The sequence below is a fragment of the Virgibacillus sp. NKC19-3 genome (assembly GCF_019837165.1).
Lineage (GTDB): Bacteria > Bacillota > Bacilli > Bacillales > Amphibacillaceae > Virgibacillus_L > Virgibacillus_L saliphilus.
The window spans coordinates 2,726,093-2,739,213 of the sequence record NZ_JAGYHC010000001.1 but is presented as its reverse complement, the minus strand read 5'-3'; the positions used below and the strand labels follow the sequence as shown (position 1 = coordinate 2,739,213).

The 13,121-nt window shown below is 39.8% G+C and carries 11 protein-coding genes and 1 riboswitch; of the genes, 9 read left to right on the top strand and 2 right to left on the bottom strand.

Going from position 1 to position 13,121, the window contains the following annotated elements; genetic code table 11:
* The first annotated feature begins 14 nt into the window (after positions 1–14).
* The 5 genes from sufD (at position 15) to KFZ56_RS13285 (ending at position 5,827) form a co-directional block, all read left to right on the top strand.
* A complete protein-coding gene (gene sufD / locus KFZ56_RS13305; RefSeq protein WP_222642397.1) occupies positions 15–1,322 on the top strand; it encodes a Fe-S cluster assembly protein SufD in 1,308 nt (435 codons plus the stop codon).
* Positions 1,322–2,542: a cysteine desulfurase gene (locus KFZ56_RS13300; protein WP_222642396.1), complete on the top strand. Its 1,221-nt coding sequence runs from the start codon at positions 1,322–1,324 to the stop codon at positions 2,540–2,542. Before sufD ends, KFZ56_RS13300 begins: the two co-directional genes overlap by 1 nt.
* Complete coding sequence (gene sufU, locus KFZ56_RS13295; protein WP_222642395.1) at positions 2,539–2,961, top strand: Fe-S cluster assembly sulfur transfer protein SufU; 423 nt, start codon at positions 2,539–2,541, stop codon at positions 2,959–2,961. The genes KFZ56_RS13300 and sufU overlap by 4 nt, the downstream gene beginning before the upstream one ends.
* 64 nt (positions 2,962–3,025) lie before the next feature.
* Complete coding sequence (sufB, locus tag KFZ56_RS13290) at positions 3,026–4,423, top strand: Fe-S cluster assembly protein SufB (protein WP_222642394.1); 1,398 nt, start codon at positions 3,026–3,028, stop codon at positions 4,421–4,423.
* Between the two features lie 510 nt (positions 4,424–4,933).
* Positions 4,934–5,827 (top strand): macrolide 2'-phosphotransferase, encoded by an 894-nt coding sequence (locus tag KFZ56_RS13285; RefSeq protein ID WP_375540700.1) that lies wholly within the window; start codon positions 4,934–4,936, stop codon positions 5,825–5,827.
* 485 nt (positions 5,828–6,312) lie between these two features.
* Here the strand turns inward: KFZ56_RS13285 and KFZ56_RS13280 are convergent, their stop codons facing one another.
* Positions 6,313–7,674, bottom strand: coding sequence for a M20/M25/M40 family metallo-hydrolase (locus KFZ56_RS13280; protein WP_222642392.1), 1,362 nt, complete (start codon positions 7,672–7,674; stop codon positions 6,313–6,315).
* Positions 7,675–7,761: 87 nt separating this feature from the next.
* Positions 7,762–8,931: a hypothetical protein gene (locus tag KFZ56_RS13275; protein WP_222642391.1), complete on the bottom strand. Its 1,170-nt coding sequence runs from the start codon at positions 8,929–8,931 to the stop codon at positions 7,762–7,764.
* Positions 8,932–9,347: 416 nt separating this feature from the next.
* Here KFZ56_RS13275 and KFZ56_RS13270 point away from each other — a divergent pair, with 416 nt between their 5' ends.
* The 4 genes from KFZ56_RS13270 to yunB all read left to right on the top strand — a co-directional run bounded on the left by KFZ56_RS13270 (position 9,348) and on the right by yunB (position 12,833).
* The gene (locus KFZ56_RS13270; protein ID WP_222642390.1) at positions 9,348–10,166 is read left to right on the top strand and encodes a sulfite exporter TauE/SafE family protein; all 819 of its coding nucleotides are present in this window, start codon (positions 9,348–9,350) and stop codon (positions 10,164–10,166) included.
* A gap of 12 nt (positions 10,167–10,178) precedes the next feature.
* The gene (locus tag KFZ56_RS13265; RefSeq protein WP_222642389.1) at positions 10,179–11,582 is read left to right on the top strand and encodes a bifunctional metallophosphatase/5'-nucleotidase; all 1,404 of its coding nucleotides are present in this window, start codon (positions 10,179–10,181) and stop codon (positions 11,580–11,582) included.
* Between the two features lie 60 nt (positions 11,583–11,642).
* Positions 11,643–11,954: a YunC family protein gene (locus tag KFZ56_RS13260; RefSeq protein ID WP_222642388.1), complete on the top strand. Its 312-nt coding sequence runs from the start codon at positions 11,643–11,645 to the stop codon at positions 11,952–11,954.
* 102 nt (positions 11,955–12,056) lie between these two features.
* Positions 12,057–12,833 carry a sporulation protein YunB gene (gene yunB / locus KFZ56_RS13255; protein WP_222642387.1) on the top strand — a complete coding sequence of 259 codons (777 nt, stop codon included), beginning with the start codon at positions 12,057–12,059 and terminating at the stop codon, positions 12,831–12,833.
* 45 nt (positions 12,834–12,878) lie between these two features.
* A riboswitch (Lysine riboswitch) is annotated at positions 12,879–13,058 on the top strand.
* Positions 13,059–13,121 lie beyond the last annotated feature (63 nt).

Here is a 13,121-nt window from a genome sequence, read left to right as displayed (position 1 = left end):
TTAGGAGGGGTAAGATGACTGTAGAAACAAAACGACCATATGACAAAGACTATATTGAACAGTTTTCTCAAGCTAGAAATGAACCGGAATGGATGCGTTCCTTACGCCTTCAAGCTCTAGAACTGACAGATACGCTTGAAATGCCTAAACCTGAAAAAACAAAGATAGGCAAATGGAATTTCAGTCGCTTTAAACATACGGCAGAAGGTGAATCCATTTCATCCATTAATGATTTGCCATCCGAAATACAGGATTTTCTTGATCAGGATAATGCACCGGAAAACTTATTCATTCAGCGTAATAACTCGGTTGCATATGCGTCTCTCAACCAGGAATTAAAAGATAAAGGGGTAATTTTTACCGATATTTTCACAGCACTCCAACAACATGGAGACTTAGTGAAAAAATATTATATGAAAGATGCTGTTTCCGTTGATGAGCATCGTTTGACTGCATTGCATGCTGCATTGATGAATGGTGGAATCTTTGTTTATGTTCCAAAAAACGTTGAAATAGAAGCCCCTATACAGACAATCTTTTGGCAGGAAGATCCAGAGGTGGCCTTGTTTAACCATGTACTGATTGTAGCGGAACAGAGTAGTTCGTTAACTTATGTAGAGAATTATATCTCCCATAATCATGAACAGGAAACAATCGCTAATGTAGTTACAGAAGTTATCGCCCTAGACAATGCTAAGGTTTCATTTGGTGGTGTCGATAATTTTGCAGCTGGAACAACAACCTACACGAACCGTCGCGGGGCAGCATACCGGGATGCATCTATCGATTGGGCAATAGGTGAAATGAACGATGGAAATACGGTTTTTGAAAATATTACACACTTAATTGGTGACAATTCAACAGGTCATACGAAAACCGTTACCGTAGGTCGCGGAAGTCTAATCCAGAATATTACAACGAAAAGTGTTCATTTTGGAAAAGATACAGAAGCTCATATATTACAGCACGGTGTAATGAAAGATAAAGCCTCATCCATTTTTAATGGAATCGGGAAAATTGAGCATGGAGCATCAAGGTCTAACGCGGAACAGGAATCACGAGTGTTAATGCTGAGTGAAAAAGCACGTGGTGACGCAAACCCCATTCTTTTAATTGATGAAGATGATGTTGAAGCTGGTCACGCAGCATCTGTTGGTCGCGTTGATCCGGTACAATTGTATTATTTAATGAGCCGTGGGATTTCGAGAGCGGAAGCAGAGCGTTTGGTTATTTTTGGATTCCTTGCACCAGTTGTTAATCAATTGCCGATTGAATCTGTTCGAGAGCAATTAACTCAACTCATTGAAAGGAAGGTATACTAATGGATGTAGGAGCCATCAGGCAGCAATTTCCGATATTAGATCAGGAAGTTAATGGACATCCTTTAGTATATTTAGATTCATCCGCGACTTCCCAGAAGCCTGAATCTGTCATTCGTGCGGTTGATGCATATTATCGTGAGGACAATTCGAATGTGCACCGGGGGGTTCACACACTGGGCTCAAGGGCAACAGATAAGTATGAAGGCGCCCGCGATAAAGTACGCCGCTTTATTAACGCGGGGAGTACTGCTGAAGTTATTTTCAACCGTGGAACAACAACAGGAATTAATACCGTTGCTTACAGCTATGGACGTGAAAATACAGGCCCCGGGGATGAAATTGTGATCACGCCAATGGAACATCACAGTAACATTATTCCATGGCAACAGACAGCAAAAGCCACTGGGGCAACATTGAAATATATACCCCTACAAAGGGATGGTACCGTTTCACTTGAAGATGTACGCGAAACGGTTACTTCCAATACTAAAATTGTGGCCATTAGCCATGTTTCTAATGTGCTTGGTACTGTTAACCCTATAAAGGACGTTGCAAAAATTGCACATGAAAATGGTGCCGTTATTCTTGTTGATGGAGCACAGGGGGCTCCACATATGAAGGTGGATGTCGAGGACTTGGATTGTGATTTCTATACGTTCTCCGGTCATAAAATGTGTGGACCAACAGGGATTGGCGTACTATATGGAAAGAAACAGTATTTGGATGCAATGGAGCCAGTTGAATTCGGAGGCGAAATGATTGATTTCGTTAACTTATATGATTCAACATGGAAAGAGCTCCCTTGGAAGTTTGAAGGTGGAACACCGGTTATCGCTGGGGCTATTGGTCTTGGCGTGGCGATAGACTTTTTAAATGATGTTGGAATGGATGCTATTACCAATCATGAGAAAGTATTAGCTTCATATGCCATGGAACAAATGAAAACCATTGATGGTTTAACCATATATGGCCCGGAGAACCGAGCGGCCTTGGTTACGTTTAATTTAGGTGACGTTCACCCCCATGATACCGCGACGGTACTCGATGCAGAAGGGATAGCTGTTCGTGCTGGTCATCATTGTGCACAACCACTGATGCACTGGTTGGATGTAACAGCAACAGCACGAGCCAGTTTTTATCTGTATAATACGAAGGAAGATGTTGATCGTTTGGTAGAAGGACTTTTAAAGACGAAGGAGTATTTCGGTGATGTCCTATGAATAACTTAGATACACTTTATCGGCAGGTAATTATGGACCATTATAAGAATCCCCGCAATAAGGGAGCTATCGATGGTGATACATTAACTGTTGACATGAATAATCCGACATGCGGGGATCGAATACAGTTACAATTGCAAATTGAAGATAATCGTGTCAAAGATGTGAAATTTGAAGGGGAAGGCTGCTCCATCAGTATGTCTTCCGCCTCTATGATGACTTCTGCAATAAAGGGTATGAAACTTGATGATGCCTTGGATATGTCACATGTATTTTCAGAAATGATGATTGGGAAAGATGTTGATACGGAAAGCTTGGAAGATATTGCTGCCTTGCAGGGAGTGTCTAAATTCCCGGCGCGTATTAAATGTGCTACACTTCCATGGAAGGCAATGGAGAAAGGTGTTCATGGAGAGTAGGAAGCCAAAGGATTAGCGTACGTAAGCATAAAGAGTACGAATATCTAATAGGAGGTTTTTAATTATGGCTAAAGAAATACCTGAAATGGAAGGATATGAATATGGGTTCCATGACAAGGATGTTTCGGTTTTCCGCACAGAGAGAGGCTTAACGAAGTCAGTCGTTGAGGAAATCTCAAAAAGAAAAGAAGAACCGGAGTGGATGCTGGATAAACGGCTAAAAGCGCTGGATGTTTTCTATAGTAAACCAATGCCTCAATGGGGAGGCGACTTATCAGAACTTGATTTCGATGAGATTGTTTATTATGTGAAACCTTCCGAATCACAAGGAAGAACGTGGGATGAAGTTCCAGCAGAAATCAAAGAAACATTTGATAAGCTGGGAATTCCAGAAGCCGAACAGAAATATTTAGCTGGTGTATCAGCTCAATATGAATCAGAAGTTGTGTATCACAGCTTGGAAAAAGAATTAGAAGAACAAGGGATTATCTTTAAAGATACAGATACAGCACTGAAAGAAAATGAAGCGTTATTCAAAGAATATTTCGGTAAAGTAATTCCAGCTGCTGATAATAAGTTTGCGGCATTAAACACGGCAGTATGGTCTGGTGGATCTTTCATTTATGTACCAAAAGGGGTTCATACATCTTCCCCATTACAGGCTTATTTCCGGATAAACTCGGAAAATATGGGACAATTTGAAAGAACATTGATCATTGTCGATGAAGGTGCCTCTGTTCATTATGTAGAAGGTTGTACGGCACCGGTATTTACAACAAATTCTCTGCATAGTGCAGTTGTAGAAATTTTCATTAAAAAAGATGCCTATTGTCGTTATACAACGATCCAGAACTGGGCAAACAACGTGTATAACTTGGTTACCAAACGAGCAACTTGCGGTGCGAATGCCACAATGGAGTGGGTCGATGGAAATATGGGATCCAAACTTACCATGAAATATCCATCTGTGCTTTTAAGAGGAGAAGGTGCACGTGGGATGACACTTTCTATTGCACTTGCTGGTAAAGGTCAGCACCAAGATGCTGGAGCAAAAATGTATCACTTGGCGCCAAACACGTCATCTTCCATAGTTTCGAAGTCCATTTCCAAAAAAGGTGGTAAAGTATCCTACCGTGGAATGGTTCAATTCGGACGTAAAGCTGAAGGTGCCCGCTCAAATATTGAGTGTGACACGTTAATTATGGATAATTCATCAACATCGGATACGATTCCATACAATGAAATATACAATGACAATATTTCATTGGAACACGAAGCAAAAGTATCTAAAGTCTCTGAAGAACAGCTCTTCTACCTAATGAGTAGAGGTCTTAGTGAACAAGAGGCAACGGACATGATTGTAATGGGCTTTATTGAGCCATTTACAAAAGAGCTTCCAATGGAATATGCAGTAGAAATGAATCGTCTGATCAAACATGAAATGGAAGGTAGTATAGGTTAACCCTTGTTTTATAGAGATTGAATAATCGAAGGTGACACTTGCCCGATTTATGCCCGGTTACGAAAATGGGACATATTTCATAGGAAGGGATAAAGTGTCATCTTCGATTTTTTCATAATGTGTAATAAAGGTACCCCCTGTTATCTTTATAATAGCGTGGCTGGGTTTTTCGGAGACCTCTATTTATAAATTTGCACCAGCTTTCCAGGAGATGCACCGTCGTATGGCGTAACGCATGGTGGTGATAATGCTGGAAGGTTGGTGCTGTTACTGGATATTAGTTTTCTGATTAGCCGCATTATTTTCAGGGTGCGGTTTGCTTTTTTGTGTTAAAATAAAGTTTAACGGTTCGATTACTCCTGTTGTTTGTTCTATATTACGAAATATCTCTGTATGATTTTAAAGATAAAAAATCGAAAATTTTTAAAATGACTCGCTTTTGTTATTTTGAAATAGATGTTAGCCTGTGTAGCATTGCTCCATTAATCAGTAAATGAGGAAAGGGAAGTGATCATTTTGAACAAACAGCAAGTGGTGGAAACAGCACGGAAATATGGCTTAAAAGTAAAAGAGGATTCGATCTCATTTAACGAGTCTGGTTTAGATTTTCTAGTCGCTTATGCAAAAGACGATAAGGGAACAGAATGGGTGCTGAGACTTCCTAGACGGGACGATGTAATGCCCAGGGCAGTTGTTGAGAAGAAAGCATTGGATTTCATCCATAAATATGTCCCTTTTCAAGTCCCGGTTTGGTCTATTTATGAGGATCATCTTATTGCTTATAAAAAATTAACAGGCATACCAGCCGGCACGATCGATCCAGAGATGCATAACTATGTGTGGAAGATGAATCATGAAAATGTGCCTGAATCATTTCATCAGACACTAGCCAAAGCTTTGGCCTCGCTGCACACCCTTCCGAGAGCAGAGGCTCATAAAGCTGGTCTTTCTGTTCAGACAGCAGAGGGAGCAAGATTATTAATGATTGAGCGTATGGAAAAGGTTAAAGCGAAGTTTGGTGTAGGCGAATCTCTGTGGAACCGTTGGATGTTATGGGTGAATAATAAGGAATTGTGGCCTCTGAGAACAGGTCTGACTCATGGGGATATTCATGCAGGCCATACGTTGATTGATAAAGATACGAACGTAACTGGTCTAATCGACTGGACTGAAGCAAAAGTAACAGATGTATCAAATGATTTCGTTTTCCAATACCAAGCATTCGGCGAAACAGCTTTAGAGAAACTGATTAGCTATTATCGGCAAGCAGGGGGGATCTACTGGCCTGCCATGAAAGAACATATCATTGAGCTTAGTGCGGCATACCCGGTTGCTGTTGCTGAGTTTGCGATAGCCTCAGGGTTGGAAGCGTATGAACAGATGGCGAGAGAAGCGCTGAGGTGAATGCATACTACTGTTATGTGTGAAAATTCAGTGATTTAAATGTTGCGAACGGAGCATAAGAGCAAAATAATTGCCTGGTCTTTTTGAAAGGGATACTTATAGAGAATACATGCTTTACACTTCTTGTTAAGGATTAGAGACTTTTGAACACGATTTGATTTTCTTTATACATTGTTTAATCAACGTTAAGCTGGAAATGTCCATCGAATAATTGTTAAAAAGAAGCTGGGCTAAACGTGTTTTTAACAAATAACTTCCAAATATACATTGCTTCGGAAATGGTCGTTTTTTAGTTAAACACGTTTGTTTTGTCCCAGCTTCTTTACATTACTGATTTTCATGCATACGCTTCTGGAATTGGCACTAACAAAGTCCGCCGCCGAGGCTTCAAAAGGCCAGGTTCCTTTCCCCCTGGATAAGAAAAAAATATGCAGCTATTGATTCAAAGATGTATTACAATCGTTCCGTTTATATGCGCTTACCATTTACCGCTGTTTCGAATATTCTCCCAGTCTATGAATAACTTGACATGTGCATCTAATCCCATCGAAAAAGTTGTCTACTCCAATATTTTCATTTGGAGAATGATTACCTTCATCAAAGTTTGCGTAGGGAACGATAACAGATGGCAAACCTAATATTTTCGTCCATACATAATCTGGAAGACTTCCGCCAAGACTTGGTTGTAGAACTGGATTTTGATTGAAGGATTCACCTACTGCTTTTGTAACGACATTGACAATCTCCTGGTCAGCTGGCGTTCTAGAAGGTTGCATATCTCCAAGATGGTTCACTTCAATATCAGGTGCATACTTTTGCACATGATCACAAAATTTCTTGTAGATATCATCTGGGTCTTGATCGACAACAAGGCGCATATCCATTTTTAATGTAGCCTGTGCGGGAATAATCGTTTTTGACCCCTCACCGCCGTATCCGCTTGTAAATCCGGCAATATTAAATGTCGGTTCCATCGTTAAATTATGATAATATTCTTCTGTATTCATGTTTAATTGTTCATAGCCGATTTTTTCAGCCACTTGCTCTCTATCAAAAGGTAACCCTTTTATAATCTCTTTTTCATTCTCCGTTGGTTCACGGATATTATCATAAAATCCTTCGATTAATACTCGTCCGTTTTCATCGCGCATCGTTCTTAGCAAATCAATCAATTTCCATGCGGGATTCGGAACAATATTTCCTTTATTGCCCGAATGGTTTTCCCATTTAGCCCCTTTTGCAGTCAATTCCACATATAACATTCCTCTTACGCCGAGTAAAACGAACGGTGCACCACTGTCATGCATCGGGCCATCCGAGGTATATACAAGATCCGCATTTAAAAGATCTTTGTTTTTCTCAACGAATGAAGAAAGATTGGCGCTGGCACTTTCTTCTTCACCTTCAAATACCATTTTTACATTAATTGGTAATTCGCCGTACGTGTCTAAATAAGTTTTAATTGCTAAAATCTGTGCCATCAATTGACCTTTATTATCACCGGCACCGCGACAAAAAATTTTCCCGTCACGAATGGTTGGCTCAAATGGTGGAGATAACCACTCATCAAGCGGATCCGGCGGTTGAACATCATAATGTCCATAAATTAATAAGGTAAAAGCTTCAGGATCTTTTATGACTTCCCCGTAGACCACCGGGTGCCCGTCTGTTTCAATCAGGCGGGTATTAATGCCTATATCTTCCATCATGTTTTTTAATAAGCTTGAACATTCTCTGACACCGATGTTTTGAGCACTGATGCTTTTTTGTCGCAACAATGTGAATAATTGCTGCAAATATTGGTCTTTGCGCTGTGTAATCAAATTTGATATTTCAGGTGAAAACATTGTATTTCCTTCTTTCCGTATCAGCAATAATTGTTTCCCATTCATTATTATAGAGCTTGTGCATGATTCTATATCAATGGTGCTGGTTTAAAGTGTTCCCATAAGTATTGTTGCAATAATAATTGAAGCTGTTGTTACTGTGGTGAAACCACCGACAAGCATTGGTGTTAAAATCTCATCGAGAATGGCTTGTTGTTCTTTTTCGTTCCTACCAGCACTACGGCTTACTTCTTCTGCCAGGATGTAGTCTGCTGGAAATCCAAACATAGCTGTAAGTGCTACCGGAACCCCTAAAAACGGGTCCCATTTCAATAGTTTTGAAGCAAGGAATCCCCCAGCAAAAATACCGATTGCTCCTAGGGCAAGAATTACGAGAACGGTCGGAAGATAATCGACAAACATATCAACCGTAATATCGTTCATTGCTGATATAATGACAAAAAGGAGCCCAACCATAGAAATGCCAAATGTGTTTGCACGCTGCATCATTTTGGTCTGATAAAAACCAACATAGGTTCCAGCAACTCCAAGAATCAATGCCCAAAGACTGTAGTGAATGGTTGTTAGACTTTCAAGCCAAACGGCAAGTGCTCCACCAATAAATAATTGGAATAATAAGATAATGTTTGTTTGGTATTTTTCTGGAATCCAGCCCTTTTTATTTTCTGTTGCTGTATCATTCTTCGCTTTATCGGAAAAAGTGAATGTGCCTGCATCGATCGAAGCCTGAAGCTTATTGGCGTAACGACGCAAAAAATTACTGGCAACCGGCATACCTAACAATTTTTGGCAACCATATACGAGTGCCGGAACCGTCACCATGGCTGCTAATCCTACCTCTTCAAGCTTTTCAAACGTAATAAGGGTTGCAACAAGGCCACCTGATAGCGGCCCCGCACCAGAAACAGCCGCTTCATAGCCGAAAAGCGGAGTAGCTACAAGAATGATGAGAATAGTCGAACAAATCATGCCGAAAAGGGCAATGAGTATCGCTTTTCCCTGGCTTTTTATCAATCGAAAAGGCACCATTGTTCCCATATGGACAACGAGCGGTGCCACCATCACATTACCGAAGGCTGCGAGATTGGATTGATCAATAAGATCTTTTGGAAAAACGCCTGTCCAGATCAAAATTAAATAGCCGAACAAAGCAACAAGAAGCATTGGAATTCTTGCTCTTGATATAATTGATAACAATTCTCCTACTGCCAATAATGCAATCAGCAACATAGCTGCAAATACGGGTTCATTTAACATTTTGTTTCCCTCATTTCCCCATCGTAGTTGTTGTGTCTATTGGTGTTTCAGCCTATATGCCTAAGGCTACACGTATTTACACTTATGTTGTATTTATGTATAAATTTCAGTTTATTCGTTTATAAAAGTATTGTCAACACACTTTTATCATTTTTCAAACAGTAGTGCGTTGTGAATTAATGATAAGATGAGTTTCAACCGGCATATTTGAGTACAAGGGGAGAGTTGGCTATGTGTCATGGTGGACTAGCCGTATTTGTAATGCAGAGCTTTAATTGTCTATTTTTATAAATAAATAGTCTTACGTTGAGGGCTATTTTGTTTTTTAAACAAAGTAAAATGTTTCTGAATAGGAATTATAAATAATCAATGCTAATATAGGGTAGGAAGTATATGAAAGATGGAAGGGTTGACTATTGGTTTTTATCATATGTATTTTGATCGGCGTACTGACTGCCTTTTTAGGCAGTTTAATGGGGCTTGGTGGAGGAATGATCCTCATACCCAGTTTATTATTTTTTAGTAGTATAATGGATTCCTTTGCGTGGGCAACACCCCAAACTATTGTAGGTATCTCGCTGGTGACCATGATTTTTACAGGATTATCATCAACGATTGCTTATCATAAAATAGGGCGGTTAGATTATAAAACCGGTTTGTTATTTTTATCAGGTAGTATTCCAGGTAGTATATTGGGATCTTGGTTAAATCAATTTTTTAATACGGATAATTTTTTACTCTATTTCGGTTTGGTTATGATTCTGATGTCCTTCTTGTTTTTTGTAAAACCGAAGCCAAGGGAACAATCTGTTGCGATTAAGGGACAAATGAAAAGAGAATTTCATGTGAATGGCGTAACTTCCATATACAGTGTCTCTATCTGGCTTGCTTTCTTCATATCGTTATTTGTTGGTACATTATCAGGGTTATTTGGAATTGGTGGCGGAGCAATTATGGTGCCTGCTATGATATTACTATTTGGAATACCAATACATATTGCGACAGGGATTTCCATGTTTATGATTCTATTTGTAAGTATTATAGGTGCCAGTACACATATTGCGCTTGGTCACATTGCCTGGGAATATGTTTTCCTTTTTATTCCTGGTGCATGGATTGGGGCTAAACTTGGTGTGATTGTAAATCAAAAACTGACAGGACAGGCGCTTGTATGGATATTACGTATTTTATTGATTTTTATCGGAGTACGAATGATTTTTCAAGGTCTAGGTTGAGGAGCATGACATATGCAGGAGAAACTCTATTTCTATTATACCAATGATTTACATAGTAATTTTGACCAGTGGCCGCGTGTTGCTAGCTTTTTAAAAGAGGCAAAGGCAAGTAGGGCAGAAACAAATGAATCCTGCTGGTTAATTGATATTGGGGATCATGTTGATCGTGTTCATCCAATTGCAGAAGCCTTTATGGGAAGGGCGAATGTCGCTTTAATGAATGATGTTGGCTATGATTTAGTAACGCTCGGCAATAATGAAGGAATTACATTAGGACATGATGAGCTTTTTCATTTATATGATGATGCTACATTCCAAGTGGTATGTGCAAATTTACACAGTATGAATAATGATGAACCTGACTGGCTTCAGCCAACGGTAAACATCCATTCCGTTGGTGGAGTGAAAGTAGGCGTGATTGGGTTAACAGCCCCGTTTAATGCTTTTTATGAGTTGCTTAACTGGCATGTAGCTCCTCCATATAAAACACTGGAAAAGTATGTGAATCAGCTCAAACAGACAACAGATATTATTATTTTGTTGTCCCATTTAGGGCTTAACGAGGATCAGGAGATTGCTCGCAGGTTTAAAGCCATTGATGTCATTATTGGTGGACATACCCATCATTTGTTGCGCACCGGAGAACACATCAATAATACGGTGATAACAGCTGCTGGTAAGCACTGCGCCTTTGTCGGAGAGGTTATGTTAACATGGGATCATACGCGTCAAGAACTTGTTAAAAAGGAAGCATATACGACAGACATTACCCATATTGCCAAAGATATGCAAACCGAGCAAAATTTATACGAACTTGAGGAACGTGCAGACGAGATTTTAGAGAAGAAGATTGTTCACATTACATCTCCGATAGAAATAAGATGGTTTACGGATACGAGAATTATGCAGGAACTCACAAATACGGTGAAAGACTGGACGAAAGCGGATTGTGCTATGTTAAATTCAGGATTGCTATTGGATCAACTTCCTGCAGGTGATGTTACGTACAAGGATATTCATCGTATTTGTCCACATCCCATCAATCCAGTGGTCGTTGAGCTTACAGGAGATGAATTACTGGAGGTGATTCGCGCGGCCTTCACAAAGGATTTCATGGAATTGAAGTTAAAAGGGTTTGGCTTCCGCGGCGAAGTTCTTGGACGAATGTTATTCGCCGGGTTACAGGTGGAAACGGATATGCGTGAGACTGGGGAAGAGTATGTTCGAGACGTGACGTTTCAAGGTTATCCGTTGGAATCCGACCATATCTACTCGGTTGCAACCGCAGATACATTCACCTTTGGGCGTTTGCTGCCTGAGATAGCTAAATCGGAAACAAAGCGCTATTTTTTACCTGAATTTTTGCGTGATTTATTGGCTGATACGTTGCGAGATAAGTTTGGAGATGAATCGTGACACTTTGGGTTACCTGTGCATACACTTATAGTGTTATCACGAAGGAGGCATCTCATTTAAATGATTACAGTAAATCCGTTAGAAGTAGAGGGGATTATTTTTACAGCTGTCCGGGTAGAACTGCCGAAGACAAATTTATTAATGATTTCGAATGATGTAGGGTATATTATGTGTGCGGCCTTGGATGTGGATTTCTTTAATGAAAATGAAAAATTGAGAAAGCGTGAGGTGATCGCTGGTCGAGCGGAAGGTGTACGTACCATTGACGAATTACTAAATGCTCCACTGGCAAAAATTACAGATGCTTCAAAAGAGATATATGGATGGGAAGAAGGCATGACGGGGAAGGATGCTTTGGTTAAAATATCATAGATAGATGGTGCCTCTCTGGTTGTGGGAGGCATTTTTGCTTAAAAAATATTTTAAATTCTAACCCTTTAAAAACAAGCATAAGTTTGTTTTAAGGGGGTTTTTATGTTGAGGCATCGGATGGGATTTCGTAAAAATAGAACACCACCTCCAGGTAAAAATTTACTTGTTATTACAATGATTGTCTTCGTTTTCGTTGTAAGCTTGAGCATATGGTTTATTAATAGGGGAATTACACCAGCATTAATGGAAATAGCAGATACAAAAACAGAAGAATTTGCAACACGTGCTATCAATTCTGCTGTTCGATTTTCGGAGGATTATGATTTTGAGGAAGTTGCCGAAATTAACACGGATAATGAAGGAAACGTAACAATATATGGCTGGAACTCCAACGTTATAAATGAAATAAACCGGGTATCAACGGATCGTGTGGAAGAATTTTTTTACAGGATGAATAGAGGAGAGCCACTTACGTTTGACAATCCACTGGAAGAACCACTTGATGAAGATGAAGAATCTACCTATGTTGAACTGGATCCAACTGTAGTAGATATTCCCATCGGGCAAGCGACCGGTAATACCATTCTTGCCAATTTAGGTCCGACAGTTCCCGTTAATCTTGATCTTGTGGGAAGTGTTAGAACCGATGTCATTCATGAAATAGAGCCATTCGGTATTAATGGTGCGTTGGTTAATCTTTATTTAATGGTCGAAGCAGACGTGCAAATTGTTATCCCTTTTATAACCGAGGTGAAAGAGGTAAGTACAAGAATTCATATCGACTCGGGGACTATTATTGGAGATGTTCCGGAATTCTATGGAGGAGATGGTGATGGCCCGTCGATCGCGGTACCAAAAGATGAATTGCAGGATGAATAAAAGTTTAGTATAATATAATTACAAATTTCATAATGAACCTCAGATCGGTGAGGTAGAGGTGCAAATAATAGAAGTAGTCAACAGGAGAATGACAACTGTGATTGTTGACGAAAGGATTGTTTGCCGAAGCATAATAAGCGTCAATCTTATTATTGCTGGTATATCTTTGAATAAGGGATGTACTGTCATGTTTGAATATCATCTGCATGGAGAACTATCGATCGAAATGGAGGATAACGTATATTGCAGGACAATGGTAGGTTATTTTCTATCATTGTCTTTTTTATG